At 44.1% G+C, this 20,482-nt stretch carries 19 protein-coding genes and 1 riboswitch; of the genes, 13 read left to right on the top strand and 6 right to left on the bottom strand.

Annotated elements, in window-relative coordinates:
• The first annotated feature begins 408 nt into the window (after positions 1-408).
• Positions 409-1,830: a vWA domain-containing protein gene (locus TY16_RS09910; RefSeq protein ID WP_155922202.1), complete on the top strand. Its 1,422-nt coding sequence runs from the start codon at positions 409-411 to the stop codon at positions 1,828-1,830.
• Between the two features lie 325 nt (positions 1,831-2,155).
• On the top strand, positions 2,156-2,530 hold the full coding sequence (locus TY16_RS09905) for a DUF2750 domain-containing protein (protein ID WP_043931732.1): 375 nt from the start codon (positions 2,156-2,158) through the stop codon (positions 2,528-2,530).
• A gap of 165 nt (positions 2,531-2,695) precedes the next feature.
• Here TY16_RS09905 and TY16_RS09900 read toward each other — a convergent pair whose 3' ends face one another.
• Positions 2,696-2,920 (bottom strand): hypothetical protein, encoded by a 225-nt coding sequence (locus TY16_RS09900; RefSeq protein WP_043931730.1) that lies wholly within the window; start codon positions 2,918-2,920, stop codon positions 2,696-2,698.
• A gap of 165 nt (positions 2,921-3,085) precedes the next feature.
• Here TY16_RS09900 and TY16_RS09895 point away from each other — a divergent pair, with 165 nt between their 5' ends.
• Together TY16_RS09895 and TY16_RS09890 are read left to right on the top strand one after the other, a co-directional pair.
• Entirely contained in the window at positions 3,086-4,576 is a 1,491-nt protein-coding gene (locus TY16_RS09895; RefSeq protein WP_043931729.1) for an amidase, read from the top strand.
• Between the two features lie 153 nt (positions 4,577-4,729).
• On the top strand, positions 4,730-5,101 hold the full coding sequence (locus TY16_RS09890; protein WP_155922201.1) for a hypothetical protein: 372 nt from the start codon (positions 4,730-4,732) through the stop codon (positions 5,099-5,101).
• Positions 5,102-5,151: 50 nt separating this feature from the next.
• Here TY16_RS09890 and TY16_RS27090 read toward each other — a convergent pair whose 3' ends face one another.
• Complete coding sequence (locus tag TY16_RS27090; RefSeq protein ID WP_043931725.1) at positions 5,152-5,508, bottom strand: S8 family serine peptidase; 357 nt, start codon at positions 5,506-5,508, stop codon at positions 5,152-5,154.
• Between the two features lie 116 nt (positions 5,509-5,624).
• On the opposite strand from TY16_RS27090, the gene TY16_RS09880 reads away from it, so the two are divergent.
• From TY16_RS09880 to TY16_RS09865, 4 genes are all read left to right on the top strand, one after another.
• Positions 5,625-6,089: a BsuPI-related putative proteinase inhibitor gene (locus TY16_RS09880; protein WP_043931724.1), complete on the top strand. Its 465-nt coding sequence runs from the start codon at positions 5,625-5,627 to the stop codon at positions 6,087-6,089.
• Positions 6,090-6,412: 323 nt separating this feature from the next.
• Positions 6,413-7,309: a phosphogluconate dehydrogenase (NAD(+)-dependent, decarboxylating) gene (gene gnd / locus TY16_RS09875; protein ID WP_043931723.1), complete on the top strand. Its 897-nt coding sequence runs from the start codon at positions 6,413-6,415 to the stop codon at positions 7,307-7,309.
• Positions 7,310-7,336: 27 nt separating this feature from the next.
• Positions 7,337-8,002: a ribose-5-phosphate isomerase RpiA gene (gene rpiA / locus TY16_RS09870; RefSeq protein WP_043934635.1), complete on the top strand. Its 666-nt coding sequence runs from the start codon at positions 7,337-7,339 to the stop codon at positions 8,000-8,002.
• A gap of 116 nt (positions 8,003-8,118) precedes the next feature.
• Positions 8,119-8,646 carry an NUDIX hydrolase gene (locus TY16_RS09865; RefSeq protein WP_052342670.1) on the top strand — a complete coding sequence of 176 codons (528 nt, stop codon included), beginning with the start codon at positions 8,119-8,121 and terminating at the stop codon, positions 8,644-8,646.
• Between the two features lie 50 nt (positions 8,647-8,696).
• On the opposite strand, the gene TY16_RS09860 is transcribed toward TY16_RS09865, so the two are convergent.
• Positions 8,697-8,879, bottom strand: a complete 183-nt coding sequence (locus TY16_RS09860; protein WP_043931722.1) for an SE1832 family protein — start codon at positions 8,877-8,879, stop codon at positions 8,697-8,699.
• Positions 8,880-9,155: 276 nt separating this feature from the next.
• On the opposite strand from TY16_RS09860, the gene TY16_RS09855 reads away from it, so the two are divergent.
• Complete coding sequence (locus tag TY16_RS09855) at positions 9,156-10,109, top strand: siderophore ABC transporter substrate-binding protein (protein WP_043931721.1); 954 nt, start codon at positions 9,156-9,158, stop codon at positions 10,107-10,109.
• A gap of 198 nt (positions 10,110-10,307) precedes the next feature.
• Here the strand turns inward: TY16_RS09855 and metH are convergent, their stop codons facing one another.
• Together metH and TY16_RS09845 are read right to left on the bottom strand one after the other, a co-directional pair.
• Positions 10,308-13,757 (bottom strand): methionine synthase, encoded by a 3,450-nt coding sequence (gene metH, locus TY16_RS09850; RefSeq protein WP_043931719.1) that lies wholly within the window; start codon positions 13,755-13,757, stop codon positions 10,308-10,310.
• Positions 13,735-15,597 (bottom strand): bifunctional homocysteine S-methyltransferase/methylenetetrahydrofolate reductase, encoded by a 1,863-nt coding sequence (locus TY16_RS09845; RefSeq protein WP_043931717.1) that lies wholly within the window; start codon positions 15,595-15,597, stop codon positions 13,735-13,737. The genes metH and TY16_RS09845 overlap by 23 nt, the downstream gene beginning before the upstream one ends.
• Before the next feature lie 103 nt (positions 15,598-15,700).
• Positions 15,701-15,818: riboswitch (SAM riboswitch) on the bottom strand.
• A gap of 419 nt (positions 15,819-16,237) precedes the next feature.
• Here TY16_RS09845 and TY16_RS09840 point away from each other — a divergent pair.
• The 4 genes from TY16_RS09840 (at position 16,238) to TY16_RS09825 (ending at position 20,112) form a co-directional block, all read left to right on the top strand.
• The gene (locus TY16_RS09840) at positions 16,238-16,477 is read left to right on the top strand and encodes a hypothetical protein (protein ID WP_043931716.1); all 240 of its coding nucleotides are present in this window, start codon (positions 16,238-16,240) and stop codon (positions 16,475-16,477) included.
• Between the two features lie 542 nt (positions 16,478-17,019).
• Entirely contained in the window at positions 17,020-18,723 is a 1,704-nt protein-coding gene (locus tag TY16_RS09835) for a DUF6044 family protein (RefSeq protein ID WP_043934633.1), read from the top strand.
• A gap of 88 nt (positions 18,724-18,811) precedes the next feature.
• Complete coding sequence (locus TY16_RS09830; RefSeq protein WP_231505590.1) at positions 18,812-19,711, top strand: glycosyltransferase family 2 protein; 900 nt, start codon at positions 18,812-18,814, stop codon at positions 19,709-19,711.
• The gene (locus TY16_RS09825) at positions 19,708-20,112 is read left to right on the top strand and encodes a GtrA family protein (protein WP_043931715.1); all 405 of its coding nucleotides are present in this window, start codon (positions 19,708-19,710) and stop codon (positions 20,110-20,112) included. The genes TY16_RS09830 and TY16_RS09825 overlap by 4 nt, the downstream gene beginning before the upstream one ends.
• 96 nt (positions 20,113-20,208) lie before the next feature.
• On the opposite strand, the gene TY16_RS26140 is transcribed toward TY16_RS09825, so the two are convergent.
• Positions 20,209-20,358, bottom strand: a complete 150-nt coding sequence (locus tag TY16_RS26140) for a hypothetical protein (RefSeq protein WP_155922200.1) — start codon at positions 20,356-20,358, stop codon at positions 20,209-20,211.
• Positions 20,359-20,482 lie beyond the last annotated feature (124 nt).

Below are 20,482 nucleotides of genomic sequence, written 5' to 3'. Positions count from 1 at the left end.
CAGAACAGCCTCGTTCTTTTGGTTGCCTTTCTATATGGTTGGAGAAGCGTAGAAAAATGATTTACTAGACGAAACTGGGGTTAGAGCAGCGAGATTCGCAAAAGAGGTTACTAGACGGAACTAGGGTTGTAGCAGTGAGATTCGTCTAGAAAAAGGGGTTTACTAGACAAAACTGAGGTTGGAGCAATTAGATTCGTCTAGAAAAGAGAAATCCACTACATAATTAAGTTCGAATTGGTATCTGGCTAATCCTTTCCCTTTCACATAAAGAAAATAGGGGATTTTACAACCTTAACAAGTTTATTTAAGTTAAAATAGGGTAAAGCAAAGTCTGTGCTGGAAAATCCTTCTAATAAATCAACCCAGGAAGGATGCCTTCACAAAATTTCAAAGGGGAAAGGAATTATTATGAAACTGAACAAAGGGGTAATAGGATTATTTTTCTCAATTGTGTTATTGAGCGGGTGCCAAGATAGTGATAAAAGCATTGCCGACACACAGAAACAAGCAACAAAAGGCGAAGATATTGTGATAGAAAAACCGGCATCGGCAATCGGTGAAGCCAAGCTGCCAGCAACAAGTCCCGAGGAATACATACAGCAAGACAAGGGCATTTTATATCAGAAATACATAGAGGGCAAGGAATTTTCCGAGGATAAGACTGCGTATGAGCAAGCAACTAAAGATGCGATTGATGCTTATATTGAAGAAATTAGCGAAAAGAAAACAAAAAAGTGGGATGAAAACAAGTGGGCTGAATCGATTACCACAGCACTTCGGACCAGCTACAAGGATGTAGCAAAGGAAATTGAAAACTATGAGGTTGTTTATGAAGAACTTCGTCTACCAGATGGCCGCCTGCTTCAGGACATCAGCATGGATGAAGTCACCCAGGAATCGAATAAGAAGGTGAATGTTGTTCTGGTCATTGACTCCAGTGGCAGCATGAAGGCGAAAGTCGGCGGCGAGGCCAAAATGGCACTAGCCAAAAAAAGCATTGAAGACTTGGCAAAGGAGCTTCCGGAAAACGTAAACGTATCCTTGATTGCCTTTGGACATAAGGGTACAGGAAGCGATGCGGATAAGCAAAAGTCCTGTTCAGCCGTGGAAACGATGTATCCATTAAAAGCATATGAAGGGGCAGAATTCGCGAATTCCTTGAAAAAATTCAATGCGATGGGCTGGACCCCGTTAGCCTCAAGCATTGCCCTCGCAAATGAACAGTTATCCAAGGAAAAGGACGAAAACACTGAGAATTTCATCTATGTTGTGAGTGATGGGATTGAGACGTGTGACGGGGATCCAGTAGCAGTAGCGAAGAAAGCGGTCGAAGACAATACGAATGTGAAAATCAATATAATTGGCTTCGACGTTGATTCCGAGGCAGACAAACAGCTGAAGCAGGTTGCCGAAGCTGGCGGCGGGGAATATTCATCTGTTAAGACGAAGCAGCAACTCGCTGAAATCAAGGATGTATGGAAAGAAGCAGTCAGCATCAATACATGGAGATGGTGGGCAATCCACCGCTTCGCCGATAATGTCTGGACGACACTTGACCATCAAAATGCAGTAGGTGACTTGAAGTCAAAATACTTCACCCTTTTCAAAAACGAAGATGAAAGAATACGTACAGCGAGGGAGCGGCTTGAGGAGGAAGGCCTGATTGATCCTTTGATGCAGAATGCTATCACTCAGGTATTGAATGACCGTAATGATAAAATCCAAACCTATATGGGCGACTTGAGTACGAGAAAGTCGGATGAAATTAAAACCACCTCAGATGAATTATCCAAAAAGCTTGATGCGATAGAGAAACAAGTTGGATTATAGTGTTTCAAATGGTAGAAGGCACGTACTGGGTAACGGACTCCGTTTTCATCGAAATATTCAATATGTAATAGAAAATGGCTTTCAATTGTTTATCAATTGGAAGCCGTTTTTTGATAATCAAAGTTTTAGCAAATAGGTAATGTCTATCCAAATTTGTCTATTCGTCTGTCATATCGCTGTTAGAAATTAATAAAATCTCTAAAATAGAATATAAGTATTTATAAAATTACAACCAAAACTAAAGGCTTCTTTGAAGAACAATCTAGATGGAGTTCAATATTTATCCTAAAGGTAACTAGAAGTCCTTGATGTGAGGAGTGGAGCCATGCATAAAAAAGAAATAGAAACTGTGTTTAGTCTTCCTGCACAGAAAAGATACGAGTATTTTATTAAGAAGGTTGCGGACTATGAACAATTATGGGGGCTATACGAAGGCGGGTGGGCCATAAGTGAAGATGATAACGGGAATAAATTAATTCCTTTCTGGCCTAAAAGAGAATTTGCTGAATTGAGCAGTATTAAGGAGTGGAGTCATTATCAGCCTAAAAAAATCGATTTGGAAGATTTTATATCTAAATGGATCCCGGGTATGAAAAGAGATGGCCTCAGGGTATCCGTTTTTTGGAACAATAAAAACTCTATCATGATGGACATTGACAGGTTGTTAGGAGATTTAAAGGAGGAGCTTGAAAACTACTAAAGGTTTGGTCTTCGTATGTTTTTAAAAACAGATTAATGTCCATGCCCTGAAGGAGTTTAATCTTATAAAAAGTTCCAATGGTTTAATAGTTCGACCTTTAAAGAAGATTAATCCATTAAACCCCTAATGAAACAGTCCAATTCGCATATGAATTGGACTGTATTTTTATCTTCTTTTCTTACTCTGAGGCAGAGCGGGGCCCACCTGTTTGTTTTTCGCGACTGGTTGCAGCTCGACTTGCACGTTATAGATGTGATTGTCCTCCGTCTGGACTTTTGTGACTTTTCCGGAGCGGCCTTTAATCCTTACATCTGATCCTTCGGTAGGGGCATGATCGAGGTACCTGGTCAGGATCCGGTTTTTATTATCATAATAATGAACGACAACCATTTTGCCTCACCTTTTCCTGTGGAATATATTCATTCATACAATATTGATTGAAAAAAGAATTTAGACCAGGAGTGATGAATTTTCCTAAATATGAGAGACCGTTAAAGGATAGTGGCAGCCACTGGAGAATTATAACAGGAGAGAATGCGGACTGGGGGAGTAGGGATGGCCTTTAAAGAATATAGTGAATTTGATGGCTTAGGCCTGGCGGAGCTTATTAAAAAGAAAGAAGTCCGGCCGGATGAAGTGATTGAAGCAGCAATCGATAGGGTGGAAAAATTGAATCCTAAGCTGAATGCGGTCATCAACAAAATGTATGAAAAAGCAAGGCAAACTGTGAGGGAAACCGTCTCGGAAGGTCCTTTTTCTGGTGTGCCGATGCTGTTGAAGGACATCACTCAGGAAATCGAAGGCGAACCGATTACATGGGGTTCCAAGTCGATGCAAGGCTATCGGGCCAAGCAGGATTCGAACTATGTTCGTCAGGTCAGGAAAACAGGCGCTATTTTTCTCGGGCAGACCAATGTTCCTGAATTTGCTTTGATGGGTATTACCGAACCGGCATTCTATGGCCCCACGCGAAATCCCTGGAAGTATAACCATACAACAGGCGGGTCGAGTGGTGGTTCGGCGGCGGCTGTTGCTTCGGGGATGGTGCCGATTGCAGGCGCTAATGATGGAGGCGGTTCGATCAGGATACCGGCAGCTTACTGTGGATTGTTCGGACTGAAGCCGACTCGCGGACGGACTCCGGTTGGGCCTGGGGCAGGGCGGAACTGGCAGGGAGCATCGGTCGATCATATCCTGTGCCGGTCTGTAAGGGACAGTGCCGTGATGCTTGATGCACTTGTGGTTCAGGACAAAACCGCCGCATATATGGCACCGCCTTTTAAGGGTTCTTATTTGGAGCAGGCGTCGAGACAAGCGGAAAAAGGGATACGATTTGCGTTTTCAACTCAATCGCCGTTAGGTACAAAGGTTGATCAGGAGTGTATGGAAGCAGTCTTTAAAACGGTTCGGCTGCTTGAGGAAATGGGGCATAAGGTAGAAGAAGCTGACGCGCCTGTTGATGGAAAAAGCTTGGCAAACAGCTATATGACTATGTATTTTGGCGAAGTTGCCGCAGCGCTTCGTTCTTTAGAGGAGGTGCTTGGCAGAAAGGCAAATTTCAATGATGTAGAACCGGCTACCTGGGTTTTAGGGCTTCTAGGAAAAGCAACAAGCGCTGAAGAGTTTGTTTTAGCTCTAAGGGAATGGGACAAAGCCGCCTACCAAATGGAGGCATTCCATAATACATATGATTTCTATATTACACCGACAACGGCATTCCCGCCTGCGAAAATCGGTGAGCTCGCACCAGGATCCTTTGAAAAAATGGCGATGAATCTCGTGGGGCGTACAGGATTGGGCGGCTTGTTGAAAAAGGCAGGAATCGTTGACCAAATGGCTGAACAAAACCTGGCACGCACCCCTTTTACGCAGCTCGCCAACTTGACCGGACAGCCTGCCATGTCTTTACCGATGCATCTGACTGCAGAGAGGCTGCCATGCGGAGTTCAGTTTATCTCCTCGCGAGGAAGAGAGGATTTGCTATTCCGAATTGCCGGAGAGCTGGAACAATCACCACATTGGATTAAAGCAATGCCACTTGAATGAAGACTGTCGCGCTTGTTGGACAAACAAAATGGAGTGATTCTTATTAGAAAGCCTGTACTTATTGTGCTATTTTTTTCGCTATTATTATCCGCGTGCACTCAAGAAGAAAAAGAGTCAGGGGATTTTTCAGGCATAGTAAATGAAGGTAAAGTCATGGGTTATGAGTACAAGGTTGAAAAAGAGGGGGATGCTTTTTTTTGGAAGGTTGGCTACAAAGGAGAAAGAACGTCTTACAAAGTAAGTAATGATAATAAAGTTGAATTAGAAAAGTTCATGAACGCTGTAAATGATGGAGAATTGTTTTTTGGAGAATTAGTCATTTGGACATCCTATTTTGTGCTAGTTGTTCTACTTTCGTTTTATTTTTACTGGAAAAACAAGAAATGGCTTAAGGTAGGAGGTCCATTAATTGTTGTTGTAATGACAGGCGTAATTGGATTGTTTCTAGCCTTTGATGCATTAATGGATTTAAGCCATGCTTTGAAGGACGCAAAGTTTTACTATTCCAAGCTAACAACCTTATAATTTTTTTATAAAAAAGAAGCGAAGGGGATTTGCCTTCGCTTCTCTTCCTATTATCGGTTTAAAGCATTGACTGCGTTAATCAAGCCGAAGCCGGAGTTTTCGTCGTAGCCTGGTTTAAAGACATCTTCAGCAGATTGCTGAATGATGGCTTTGACCTGTGCTGGTTTAAGGGCGTCCTTACCGTGCTGGGCAATGATGACGCCAGCGAGGCAGGCAACTTTAGGAGCAGCCATGGAAGTTCCTGCTTTATATCCATACCCTCCTCCAGGAATTGTTGCAAGCGCAAGGTAACTACTATCTCTTCCTGTTTTTGTAACAGGGTCATAGTTAGGACCGAGGTCTCCGCCACGAAAAATGTTTCCCCATCGAACGGAAAGGAAAAACAAGTTATTGTGAGGAAGAAACATGAGATGGAAGTGAGCTGCCGATAAACTTTTAATACTCCCACCAACTTCCAGAAACGTAAAGAGTATCTTTTACGACTAATAAGATGAATGGAAATCTGCAGCAAGAGGTGGAACGAATGAAGAAATTCATGTTAAGTATACTGATGGGCATATTGCTTGCTGGTTGTGGCACGAACGACTCTGCACCAAAGGATCAGCCTGCACAGACTGTAAACGGAGGAGGAGGGAAAGCGATTGTGGCAAACGAAGTAGAAGCAACTCTTACGGAAAAGGCCCCGCTAACTTTTCAATATGAAGTAAAAAACCAGACGGAGCAAGCAGTTAACTACGAATTCACGAGCTCGCAGAGATATGATTATTCGGTAAAGGACAAGAGTGGTAAGGAGCTGCTGCTGTTTTCAAGTGTCGCATCTTTTTTACAGGCATTGGGAAAAGAAACACTCACACCGGGCGGCACATTGACTTACGAAATTAATCTCCATAACATGAACTTAGAAAAAGGCGAATATACACTGACTGTCTGGATGACACCAAAGGGCGGGCCAAAATACAAAACAACCACAAACTTTATCGTAAAATAGTGATTAACGACTCAAGGGTATCCACACAGGGTGCCTTTTTCATTATTTCAGAAGTTATATCTTTCCTTTGTGAACTGTCTAGCTCCAGCACCTAGCGCCTAGCAAACTTCAGGACTCCTCCCTACGATAAGTCATCATCGAATCGCTTTTGCTCTTCGTGATTCCTTTATCTCAGTCGAAGCCCCTCCAGTTTGTACGGCGCTGAGCAAGGCGCTTGCGCTTTTCTTTTATGGATAAATCAGGTAATTAACAGCTTCCTGTTGAAAACATCGTAGATATGGGAAAAGAGGATAGTATAAATATGGGACAAGGAGTGAGTACTTATGCAAATCGGGTTGATTGGGCTGGGGAAGATGGGGCTTAATCTTGGACAAAATTTATTGGATCATCAGTATGAGGTGGCCGCGTATGATGTAAATCCGGCTGCAACTGAGGAATTGTCTAAACGTGGAGCAAGGGCTGTACCTTCAGTTAAGGATTTGGTCCAAGTGCTGGATACCCCGAGAATCGTCTGGATCATGGTTCCCCATACCATTGTTGATGCTGTCTTAGGAGAGGTTGTGCCTTTGCTGCAAGAGGGGGATATTATCATTGATGCGGGAAACTCTCATTATAAGGAATCAATTCGCCGACATGGTGAATTAAAGGAAAAGGGTCTCTTTTTTTTAGATGTGGGCACTTCCGGTGGAATGAGTGGCGCGCGGAATGGGGCTTGCTATATGATAGGCGGCGACAGCGAAGCGTGGGAGCGAGTGGAACCGATTTTCCGGGATACAGCCGTGAAGGATGGCTATCTTTATGCCGGGAATGCTGGAAGCGGCCATTTTTTGAAAATGATTCACAACGGCATTGAATACGGTATGATGGCAGCGATTGGAGAAGGATTTGAGGTTCTGGAAAAAAGTGAATATGATTTTGATTATGAAAAAGTGGCCAAGGTCTGGAACAATGGGTCTGTCATCCGCTCCTGGCTGATGGAGCTTACTGAACATGCTTTTTCAAAGGATCCGAAGCTTGAAGGTATTAAAGGTGTTATGCATTCATCTGGTGAAGCGAAATGGACGCTGGAAACGGCACTGGATCTCAAAACAGCAACACCAGTGATCGCGATGTCGCTCCTATCCCGTTACCGTTCGTTGGAAACCGATACGTTTAACGGTAAAGTGGTAGCTGCCCTTCGGAATGAATTTGGCGGACATGCTGTTGAAAAAGCTAAATAATATTGGTTGTTTGGAGTGGTGGATTTGGTGAATGAAAAGCAAATTGTTGGAGAAAAAGCGGCAGAGTTTGTAAAGGATGAAATGATAGTCGGGCTTGGAACGGGCTCGACTGTCTTTTATACCATAAAAAAACTCGGCCAGCTTGTTAATGAGGGCTTGTCCATTAAAGCCGTACCTACGTCAATACAGACTGAACAATTAGCACGGGAGGCTGGCATCACTCTCGTTGATTTTACGGAGATTGAAGAATTTGATCTTGTCATTGATGGTGCCGATGAAGTCGATGAGAATCTGGATTTGATCAAAGGTGGCGGCGGAGCGCTATTACGTGAAAAAATTATTGCGTATGCCGCCAGGACCTTCATTGTTGTAGCGGACTCGTCGAAGCTTGTTAACAGGCTGGGTGCCTTTAAACTGCCAGTGGAAGCTGTACCATTTGGAATGGAGCTGACTGAAAAGCATCTTATGGAACTAGGCGGGCTGCCTCGTCTCCGTACCAGTGACGGTGCCCCTTTTAAAACTGATAACGGTAATTTTATCTTTGATTGTGATTTTGGATTTATCGAAAACGCCAAGGAACTTGAGGCTAAAATTAACATGATTCCCGGTGTTGTTGAGAATGGCTTGTTTGTCGGAATGGCGGATAAGGTAATAACCGTTGATAAACAGGGGGAAGTTGTTATCAGAGGGTAACTTTTTAAAGAAGAGACTGGTTTAAGAGGTCTAAGCCATGTCGGCTATGTTAGAATGAGGAAGTGTCTTGTAATTAAGATGTAAGGCGAAAGATAAAGCTTTTGAGGTGATGAATAATGACTTGGAAAATTGCCCACTCTCTTCAAACAAACATAGACCGATTTAAAATCACGGTAGACCGTGTGGTTTTGCCTGATGGTGTTGAAAAGACGTTTTCCTATTTAGGCTTTGGAAAGGGAGTTTGTATCCTCCCAATTACAAAGGACCATAAGGTTGTTTGTATGAGGCAGTATCGGCATGCTATTAAGAAATGGCAGTGGGAGCTTCCTGCTGGGACGATTGAAGATGTACATAGCAAGCCTATTCTAACGGCAGAGAAAGAACTGGAAGAGGAAACAGGATACGTGGCAGAGCACTGGCTTGAACTGGGAAGCTTTTACCCGTCGGCAGGATCGACTGCGGAGGAAGTTTTCCTGTTTGCAGCCGCAGGCTTGTCGAAAACAGAGCAACAGCTAGAAAACAGCGAACAAATAGAATTGCATGAATTGACCATGGAAGAGGTAAAGAAATTGGTAGTAGATGGTGAATTCCAGCATGGAGCAGGGCTCGCCACGATTTTGCGGTACAAATTTATGACCGATTAAGTTGAAAAAGGGGCCGCGGGGACTGCACAAGTGCCTCGCGGCAAAAAACTTTAACCCTTCAAAACCCGCAACTGTTGATTCAGGCCTTGGAGTTCAGCTTCAATCTCGATCAGGCGTTTTTCCAATGGAGTAAGATTCCCGTTTACCAACTCCATTTTTTCCAGGTTGTGTTGAAGCTGCAGGTATTCATCCTTCAAATCAATAATCTTGCTTTCAACTTCTTTTTTATTCATCATATGCACTTCCTATCATTTTAAAAGCCTATTTTCAGAATAGTGATTATGGGGAATTTGTTCAATTATCTTGCATTAGAAAATCACCGATACCAGGTGGTTTTCTTTTTTTCAAAAAAATAAGGTAAATATAATAAGACCATCTATACACAATTTTGCCTAATTTGAAATTAAATTTTTATTTTCACTATTTATGTGTTGACAAACGATAATGAAAATCATTATCATCTAGATAGTTAGTACAAACCAAAAAAACTTAAATTATGAGGTGGAATTATGAAAAGGAAATTATCTCTAATTTTATTACTAGCCCTAATTACAATCATCGCTACAGCTTGCGGTTCAGCAACCGAAACTGCTAGCGGTTCGGAAAAGAGCACCGATAAGCAAGAAATTACTGTAAAGCATCAACTTGGTGAAACAAAGGTTAGCAAAAATCCTAAAAATGTTGTTGTCTTTGATTACGGTATCCTTGATTCTCTTGACAAGCTTGGAGTAGAAGTTGCGGCTCTTCCACAAGAAACGCTTCCAGGATATCTTGAAAAATATAAGAGTGATAAGTATCAAAATGCCGGTGGAATCAAGGAACCTGATTTTGAAAAGATTAATGAGATTGGACCTGAGTTGATCATCATTTCCGGAAGGCAAATGGATGCTTATGAAGAATTGAGTGAAATTGCTCCAACCATTTTCATGGGTGTTGATACAACTAGATATATGGAATCGTTTGAAGAAAATACAAAGACACTTGGTGAGATTTTCGGCAAGGAGAAAGAAGTGGAAAAGGAACTTGCCAAGGTAGAGGAAACTGTTAATTCGGTTAAAGAAAAAACGAGCAACCTTGATAAAAACTCGCTGATCATCCTGGCAAATGAAGGGAACATCAGCGCATATGGGCCAGGTTCACGTTTTGGACTTATCCATGATGTTCTCGGCGTAAAGGCAGTAGACGAAAACCTTGAAGTTTCTACTCATGGGCAAACAATTTCATTTGAATACCTGGTTGAGAAAAATCCTGACTACTTGTTTGTTGTAGATAGGGGAGCTGCAGTTCAGGGTGGAAAGTCCTCTGCAGAATCAGTTGTTGAAAACGCGCTTGTAAAAGATACAAAGGCAGTAAAAGAAGGCAATGTCGTTTACCTGGACCCTGATTACTGGTATTTAGCAGGTGGCGGTCTTGTCTCCGTATCAGAAATGGTTAAAGAAGTAGAAGCAGGTTTAGCAAAGTAAGTAACGTTTTGGACTTTGAACGCATACAAAATGTAACCAATAGACCGTATTGGTAACGTTTTGGTCACTGGAGACATACAAAATGTCACCAATAAACCGGATTGATAACATTTCAGTAAACAAAGACAACCGAAATGCAACTAACACATTAAGTACGAAAAGGAGACAGCCACCCTTGGCTGTCTCCTTTTCGAATTCCTATCTTAATACATTAAAGTATCTTGCTTCTGGATGGGCAAAGACCATTGCTGTTACTGATGCTTCAGGGCTCATCATAAAGCCTTCTGTCAACTCAATGCCGATTTCATTTGGGTTAATAAGCTTGAACAGCTTTTCTTGATCCTCAAGCTCTGGACAGGCAGGATAGCCGAAGGAGTAGCGCTGGCCCTGGTAGCGCGCTGTGAACCTATCTTGCATTGTAAAGCTTGCGGGATCCGGGAAGCCCCAGCGGTCACGGATCTGCCGGTGAATAAGTTCCGCGAAGCCTTCTGCACTTTCAAGAGCAAGAGATGCTAAAGCGTGGCTTTCGAGGAAGCGGCCTGCCTGCTTGAACTCTTCAGCTTTTTCACGTATACCACGCCCAGCTGTGACAGCAAAGAAGCAGACATAATCTTTCACCCCGCCATCCACAGGCTTCAGGTAATCCGCAAGGCAGAGATGAGGCTCGGAATCCTGGCGCGGGAATTCGAAGGTTTCAAGTACCTGGTCAGGTGCTTCCGGATTGTAAATAAGAACCTTATCGCCCTCCGAATTGGCAGGAAAGAACTGATAGACAGCAGCGGGCTGAATCCAGCCTTGTTCGCCGGCATCTGCGATCAGTCCGTCGACAACTTCTTTTACCTTAACAGCTTTTTCATTACCTTCCGCCAGCAGTTTGGCGATTTTCCCTTTTACACCGAGATGGTGGCCGAGGAGCATCTGCATATTGATATAAGGGTCAATATGGGAAAGTGAATAGGATTTCAAAACATGCCTCTTTGTATCCTGTGGAACAAATACAGGGACATCCGTAGAAACCGCCGGCCTCGTCTTAACCGCGACTCCCACCGATGGGCGTTCGAACGTCTGAGCCGGAGCACTTAGAGCTACCTGCTTTTCCTCGCGATCAGTCCAGAGCTTTTGGCGCCCGTCCTCGGTGCTTAGCTGATTTGCGAGCGAAAGGCCGTTCATAGCATCTTTTGCATAAAGAACAAGGCCATCGTATTCCCTGGATATCCTAGTATCGGTAAACTTCCTGGACAAAGCTGCACCGCCGACGAGAATTGGCAAATTGATGCCGGCTTCTTTTAAGTCATGGGCTGTCAAGACCATTTGCTGTGCCGATTTAACAAGCAGGCCGGAGAGACCGATAAAATCGGGCTGCTCTTTTCTGACGGCTTGAATCAGCTCGGTTGGTGAAACTTTGATTCCAAGGTCGTGAACATCATAGCCATTGTTGCTCAGAATGATGTCGACTAGATTTTTTCCGATATCATGAACATCGCCTTTTACTGTTGCTAGAAGCACTTTGCCTTTCGATGCAGACACATCGCCTTTTTCCATATGAGGCTCCAGGAAGGAAACGGCCGCTTTCATGACTTCAGCGCTTTGGAGTACCTCAGCGACAATAAGCTGGTTATCATTGAACAGACGGCCGACTTCTTTCATTCCTTCCATCAAAGGCCCATTGATGATGTCGAGCGGGGCAGGGTACTTCTCCAATGCCAAGGAGAGATCCTCAAGCAGTCCTTCCTTTGTCCCTTCGACGACATAATAGGCAAGCCGTTCCTCGAGGCTCATGTCGGGAACAGTCTGTTTCGATTCCTTCTTTTTACCGCGATAAAATTCAGTGAAGGTTGCAAGCGTCTCATCGGTTGTCCGGAACAACAGGTCTTCCGCAAGAGCGACTTCTTCTTTGGAAATCGAAGCAAACCGTTCGAGCTTTTCAGTGTTGACGATCGCATAATCGAGTCCAGCCTGTGTACAGTGGTACAAAAATACCGAATTAAGAATTTCGCGTCCAACAGGCGGCAGGCCGAACGAAACATTGCTGACTCCGAGAATCGTCTGCGTTTGCGGGAAGCGTTCCTTGATGAGTCTGATGCCATCCACGGTAGCATTTGCTGACCCGATATATTGTTCGTCGCCTGTGCCGACAGGGAAGGTAAGCGGATCGAAAATGAGATCCTCTGGCCTTAGGCCGTATTTTTCAACAAGCAGGTGGTAAGAACGTTCGGCAATTTCAAGCTTGCGGTCTGCCGATACACCCATGCCTTCTTCATCAATCGTTCCGACGACAACTGCAGCGCCGTAGCGTTTAATGATTGGAACAATGGTTTCAAAGCGTTCCTCGCCATCTTCTAAATTTATGGAATTGATAATCGCTTTACCCTGGGAAAATTTTAGGGAAGACTCAATTACTTCGTGGTCAGTTGAATCGATGACGAGCGGAACCTTTACCTTTTTGACCACTTCCGGAATGAACGTTTCCATATCTGCTTTTTCATCGCGGTCAGGGTCAGCAAGACAAATATCGATGACATGGGCGCCGTTTTTAACCTGGGCGCGGGCGATTTCCGCAGCCTCCTCAATTTTCCCTTCCGTAATCAGCCTTCTGAATTTCCTGGAACCAATGACATTTGTGCGCTCGCCAACCATGATAGGGCGAATGCTCGGGTCGTCATACACAAGTGGCTCGATGCCGGAAACCATATGATAGGAAGGTGCTGCAAGTTCTCTAGGGTTTACTTCTTGAAGTGCTTCAGAAATTGCGCGTATATGGTCAGGTGTCGTGCCACAGCAGCCACCGGCAATATTTAGCCAGCCATTAGAGGCGAAATCGGCGAGCTTTCGTGCCAGTGTTTCCGGTGTTTCATGATAATGTCCGTCCTCGTCTGGAAGTCCCGCATTCGGGTAGCAGCTGATTGCTGTCGAAGCGAGGCCTGAAAGCGAGCGGATGTGCTCCTGCATGAATTCTGGACCGGTTGCACAATTCAGCCCTACAGCGACAGGATTCATATGCTGGACTGAAATATAAAATGCCTCGATTGATTGGCCGGCTAAAGTTGTGCCCATTGGTTCAATTGTGCCCGAAATCATTAGAGGCAGAACCTTGCCTGTTTTTGAAAAAGCATTCTGAATCCCGATAAAGCCGGCTTTTACATTTAACAAATCCTGGCTTGTTTCAAGCAAAAGCAAGTCGGCACCGCCGTCAATCAAGCCGAGTGCCTGTTCCTCATAGTCTGCTGAAAGCCTCTCGAAGCTGACCCCGCCTGTGACACTTAGCGTTTTCGTCGTCGGACCCATTGAACCAACAACAAAGCGGGGGCGTTCTGGTGTTGAAAAAGCGTCCGCCTCTGCGCGGGCAATTTTGGAAGCTGCTTTATTAATTTCGTATGCCTTGAATCCGAGGCCGTATTCATCAAGAACGATCCGGGTTCCGCCGAAGCTGTTCGTCTCGATGATATCGGAGCCTGCCTCAAGGTATTCCCGGTGGATGCTGGCAATAACGGCAGGGGCAGTCAAATTCAGGTTTTCGTTGCAGCCTTCGAGTTCCTCTCCGCCAAAATCGGCAGCCGTCAAATCGGCCCTCTGCAGCATTGTTCCCATGGCTCCGTCCATGACTAAAATCCTTTTCTTAAGCTGTTCAGTGAATGTGTGTGCTGGCATAGATGGTTCCCCTCTTTTCATTCGCTCGTTTGTTGGCATAGTTTGCAAGTTCGGCAGTCAGTTCATAACGAAGGAAAGGCGTAATCAAATAGATTCCATTAAAAAGCTCGAGTGCGGCATCTATTAATGATTTTGTAATGGCCAAACCTTCCTGGGCTGCCTGGTCCGGGTTATCAGTAAGTTCTGCCATCCTGTCGCGTATTTCTTGCGATATTTTAATTCCCGGTACTTCGTTATGAAGGAATTCGGTGTTTTTGCTGCTCAACAGCGGCATTAAACCTATATAAATTGGACTTTCCAGATGCTTCGTATGCTCATGGATTTCGATGAGCTTTTCCTCGGAAAAGACAGGCTGGGAAATGAAATAATCAGCTCCATGCTCAATTTTCTTTTCAAGGCGGTTGACTGCCTTTTCAAGCGAGCGGACATTTGGGTTGAAGGCCGCGCCGATGCTAAAGGCTGTTTTTTGGCCAAGATCTTTTCCGGAATACGATAGTCCCTCATTCAGCTGTTTGATCATCTGGATTAGCTCGAAGGATGAAACATCATATACAGACGAAGCTCCAGGGAAGTCGCCAACCCTTGCCGGATCACCGGTAATCGCTAGGACATCATGAAGCCCAAGCGTGTGTAACCCCATCAAGTGTGATTGCAAGCCAATAATATTACGGTCACGGCAGGCAATATGGATGAGCGGCCTCATAGACAGCTCCTGTTTGACCAAATAACCAAGTGACTCATTCGAAATCCTTACCGAGGCAAGTGAATTGTCTGCCAGGGTGATTGCATCAATTCCGGCCTTTTTAAGTGCTTTTGCGCCTTCAAAGAACTTGGTCGTATCAAGTTTTCGTGGCGGGTCGAGCTCGACAATGACTGAAGGACGTTCTTTTACAATATCGTGAAGCGGGGGAGAGTCACGTACAGTTTGCCTCGGTTCAATAACAAGGGCACCCGTCTTCACGCTGACCGTTTTTTCTGTAATTGGAACGGCAGCTTTCAATTCTGCAGCGAAAGCACGGATATGTTCAGGCGTTGTCCCGCAGCAGCCGCCGATCAGGCGGACACCTTCTTTTCGGAACTGCCTTGCTGACTTCCTGAAGTAGTCGGCATCACCCTCATAGTGAAACTTTCCATCCGTATACGCCGGCAAGCTCGCATTCGGATAAGCAGACAGGTATGCGCCGGAAGGGAGTTCAATTTGTTCAAGCGTTTCAAGCATATGGTGCGGTCCCAGGCGGCAGTTAAGTCCCACCACATCAGCACCAAGCCCGTCGAGCCTTTTCATCGCTTCGTTAACAGGCGTCCGGTCCTGAAGAATACCGGTTTCCTGAAGCGACACCTGCGCAATGATAGGCAGTGTTGTTTCCTTTCTGGCAATAGCCAGGACGGTTTCTAATTCCTCGAGGTCGTAAAATGTTTCTAGCAATAGACCGTCGACACCTTCAAGAAGAAGGCAATAAAGCTGTTCCCGGAAACTGCGTTTGATCTCTTCGATTGCTATAGACTGGGGTTTCACCCCCCGATTGCCGCCCATTGTGCCGAGCACATAGATGCCGTCCTCCGCAGCTTTTTTGGCATTCCTGACAGCGGCACTGTTGATTTCCTTCACTGAATCTTCAAGGCCATAACGCTGCAGCTTCAGATAATTAGCTGCATACGTATTCGTCTGGATAACATCAGCGCCTGCATCAATATAGGCTTTGTGAATCGTTTGGATTTGGCTTGGGTGGGACAGATTCAATTCTTCAAAACAGCTGTCACTTCCATATGAGTAAAGCAGCGTACCCATCGCCCCGTCAGCGATAAGGATTTGAGTTTGCAATTTTTCCAAAAAAGTCATTTGTCTCCGTCTCCTTTAAGGTGGCAAGACACGCCCGTAAATACAAAAAAGCCTTCCTCTTTATAACAAGAAGAAGACTAAAATCTGTCAGCGTCAGCCATCCTTCTTATCTACCAAGTTAGCAGCTAACTTGCTGGAATTAGCACCTTTTCAGAAGGCAAGCCATCTGATGGTTGCTGAGGTGTCGCAGGGCCATGTCCCTCAACCTCTCTTGATAAGACTAAATTATTAAACTATTTATAAAATTACTACATTTATTGTTTTATTGCAATAGGAATGTCTCAGTTACTCTATTATGTTCGATATTCTCCTGTTCACCCCTCAGTTTCAGCATGGTAATCCTAATTCAGGCCTTTTGAGCGTACATCCCTGTAGAAGGCAAGCTTTGCCCCAAAGCTTGATTGAAAACTTCACCAATTTAGTCGATTTCCTTGGGTTGTAGGTGAGCAAATTCTTATGTTTGAAAAATATATTCTCCCAACCTTCACAGATACCCCACTTTCCAACACCGCTCTAGGGACAACCAAAAATTTTCCCAATATTAGTAGTGAAAGAAACATTGTATAGTTGAAATATAAGGTTATTTTAAAAGGACGGTATAAACAAGCCTCTATGGAAAAGGCGAACGGGAGGTGTTGAAATGGGAACCATTGAGCTAGGGCTGTTGAAGAGGACTCTCCGGAAAAAGTATGAAGGTATGTTCAACGATCCAAAGCTGAAGGGGATTAGCAAAGTGAATCAAGAAGTCATGATTCAGGTGGCAATTGATGACTATATTAAAAACAATATTTTAAAGTATCAATATAATGAGGAAATTCTTGAGATCCCGACAGTTCTTAGGGAACGGAAGCGCAATAGGCGGGAACGCAGCAGAGGATAGGGTATAGCCAGACAGCCAGTGAAAACTGGCAGGCAGTCTGGCTATTTTTGTTTTACGGCTCTTACATTGCCTTTTCCAATAGTGTTCATAGCGATTAGTTATAATAGAAATATTTCCGGGGTTGGAGGGGATTGCTTGAAGAATTATTGGAAAGCAAAAGAGAGCGGTATCCGTTTGATCATCCGGAGCTCAATTTAATTGATATAGATTAATAGTTTTTAGAATAAAAGCTTTCCTTTGCTATTTCGGCATGTGGAGAGCTTTTTTTATGGACCTTACTTTCCCAAAAATGTTTGGTTAGCCAACACTATGCTCCAACTGTAATCTCACTCGAATGTAAAGTGAATAAATTGTCACTATAGAGTCACTTGAAAGTCACTTAATATAGGTATAATATGGGAAAGAAGAATTTGGAAATCTTCATAATTTCTTAAGATTTCTGCTAGAGGAAAATTCATTATTACTAGATAAGATGGTTATACAAAGAGAAAGAACAGGGGTGGGGGATTTCAAATGAAGAAAGATTGTGTGATTTTTACATGATGATACGGGGGGCAATTTTAAAAAAAGAAAAGGTTCATTTATGGGTTGCCGGGATATTGCTGGCATTGTATTTGTCGCCACTGTTTGTGCTCGGTGAGGACGCGCATATGCGGATTCATGACAACCTTGATTCAAATATTAGCTGGTATAAGGTATTACGCGAAAGCGGGGAGCTGTTCGGGGCAACTGATGCGGTGATTCCACAAATCATCAACGGTCTGCCGCGGAATACATATGGAACTGAGTTTAGCGGTATTCAGTGGCTGCATCACCTGTTTCCATCGATGCTCGCATATGCGCTCAGCCAGGCGATTACACGGATTGTGGCATTTATCGGGATGTACTTATTACTTTCGAGGCATTTCATAAAGGAGAGGAATGCATTTCCAATCAGTGTTTGGGTTGCACTTGCTTTCGCACTAACTCCTTTCTGGCCGTCGGGGATGCTGAGTACGTTAGGTATGCCGCTAGCATTATGGGCTTTCCTCAACATAAGGGATGGCAGGCATTCATGGAAGGAATGGCTGACGCTTTTCTTGCTGCCGCTCTATTCCAGCTTTGTGCTCGGGTTTTTCTTCTTCCTGGCTGCAATGGGATTGTTGTGGCTAAGGGATGTGCTCGTTAAGAAAAGCTGGAACTGGACCTTTTTTGCAAGCATTGCGTTTATGACAATCATGTATTTGCTTGTTGAATACCGGCTTGTTCTTTCATTGGTGCTACCGGAAGAACCGACAAGCCGGAATGAATTTGATTATACGGATAACACGTTTTGGCAGACAATCATGTTAATTGGGAAAAATTATTTCTTTGGCCACAACCATGTACTTACGCTTCATACATACGTGATTGTACCGCTGTCGTTCCTGGTGCTGATATGGATAGCAGCCAGAAAAACCCATGGTGTTAACGAAAAACGGTTTACATACTTGTTTGTCCTTAACATTGTCCTGTCCATCTGGTATTCGTTTTGGTTTTACAAAGGCTGGCATCCAATCAAGGAAGAGATATCGTTGTTAAAAACCTTCAATTTTTCACGGTTTCATTTCCTTCGCCCGCTGATTATTTATATGATGTTTGCGGTTGGTGCCTATGTTTTATGGCAAAAGGGCGGTGTTTGGAAAAAGGCTGCAGGGGTTGCGCTGGCTCTGCAGATTGCCGTTGTTTTTTACAATAATGGCGAGAACGAGTACGGACACAGGCCTTCATTCAAACAGTTTTATGCTGTTGATCAGTTTGAGGATATCCGTGATTTTATTGGCAAGTCGCAGGAATCATACCGGGTCGCAAGCATCGGTATCCATCCGGCAATCGCTCAGTACAACGGATTTTACACGCTGGATACGTACAATAATTTTTATTCGCTCGAATACAAGCACCGGTTCCGTGAAATTATTTCGAAGGAGCTTGAGAAAAACGCTATTATTGAGGATTATTTCGATACCTGGGGCGGCAGGTGTTATATCTTTGTCGCGGAGCTCGGGAAACACTATGAATTTAAAAAGACAACGAAAAAAGAAATAGAGAATCTTGAATTAAATACTAAAGTATTTAAGGAATTGGGAGGGGAATACATTTTCTCGGCAGTCCCGGTCAAGAATCCAGAAGAGAACGGTATGAAGCTTGAAAAAGTATTCGACAACAATGAATCTGCATGGAGAATTTATCTTTATCACGTAACTGAAGGAGTGGTTCCTGGTGAATAAGCCAGTTTTGACAATTGTTGTTCCATGCTATAACGAGGAAGAAGTTTAAAAGGAAACGACATCCCAACTGACTGGGGTTATAAGAGGAATGATTAAGGATTCACTGATTTCGGCAGACAGCAAGGTGGTGTTCGTTGATGACGGCAGCCGGGACCGGACTTGGGAATTGATTGAAGAAGAAAGCAGAGGCAACCATTGTGTGACTGGGTTAAAGCTGGCCAGAAATGTCGGCCACCAGAAGGCTTTGATTGCCGGGCTGGAGACAGCCAATAAGTTATCTGACTGTGTTGTTTCTATCGATGCAGACCTTCAGGACGATGTGAATGTAATCAGGCAATTTGTTGAGAGGTTCCGCGAAGGCTATGACATCGTCTATGGAGTCAGAGATAAACGTGATACGGATACATTTTTCAAAAGGACAACTGCCCTGGGCTTCTACCGGTTCATGGAGAAAATCGGCATCAAGCTTGTTCCGAATCACGCAGACTTCCGATTGATGAGCAGGCGGGCACTCGATGAGCTTTTCAAATACAAGGAAGCAAATGTGTTTTTACGCGGGCTGGTACCGCTTGTTGGATTTAAATCGACTGTTGTCTATTATGACAGGAAGGAGCGCTTTGCTGGGGAATCCAAGTATCCGTTGAAAAAAATGCTCGCCTTCGCAATGGAAGGGATCACGTCGTTTAGTATTGCGCCGATACGGCTCGTAACGCTGCTCGGTTTCCTTTCAGTTATTCTCAGTTCGGTTGCGGGGGGCTATGCGCTAGTACAGGAGTGGATGGGAAATACTGAATCAGGCTGGGCATCGCTGATTTTGTCGATTTGGTTTGTCGGAGGCCTGCAGCTTTTGGGGATTGGTATCATCGGAGAGTATATCGGTAAAATTTATCACGAGGTTAAAGGCAGGCCGAAATATGCCGTTGAAATTGATACATTTTCTAACAGGGAACTTCCAGCGAAAAAATTGATGTCTATGGGCCGGCGATGAAGTTCGAGTTTATTCGTTTCTTAGTCGTTGGAGTGATCAATACACTGGTCGGGTTGTCGATTATGTTCCTGCTTTTGCACGGAGCCGGATTGTCCTACTGGGTCTCGACGTTCATAGGGAATACGGTTGGGGCGGGAGTCAGCTTTGTTTTGAACCGGAGTTTTACATTCAGGAGCAAAGAAGCTGGTTTATGGAGCATTGTCCGGTTTGTTTGTGTCATTCTGTTCTGCTATGTTGTTTCGTATCAGCTGGGCAGCATGGTAATTGAATGGACTGCTGGGGATTATTTTTCAGAAACAGTTGTCACAAATGGAAAGGTATTATTTAGTACGGGATTATATACCGTACTGAATTATCTATTGCAAAGAAGTGTTGTTTTTCGGGAAAGGCTTTATGCATGAACAGGTAATAAAGCTCGGTAGGCGAATCTGGTCTACGAGCTTTTTATTTTGGGGGCTGGAGAGGGAGAAAGGTTTTAAATGGCTGGTTCCCGAAAATTAGCGGCGGCCTTTCCACTTTTTATATACTTCGAGTACTTCTGTAAGTGTGTACTCATCTGCTGTACCATTTTGAACCAGTCCTGATTTCTTCAAAAGCTTAAAATAGTGGTTGCGCTTGGCTTCAACCATTTCTCTTAGAATGGACATTCCTGCCACACCCTTTCTTTTTCAAAAATAGCCAGAGGATGAGAGGAAGGTTAATGTTCCTTGAAGTAAATTTTATGAGGGTTCAACTGCTTTAATGCAAGGTCTATTAATTTCTCATTGAGTT

This window comes from Bacillus sp. EB01 (assembly GCF_000613125.1).
Lineage (GTDB): Bacteria > Bacillota > Bacilli > Bacillales > Cytobacillaceae > Bacillus_D.
This window is presented reverse-complemented; position numbering and strand designations above follow the sequence as displayed.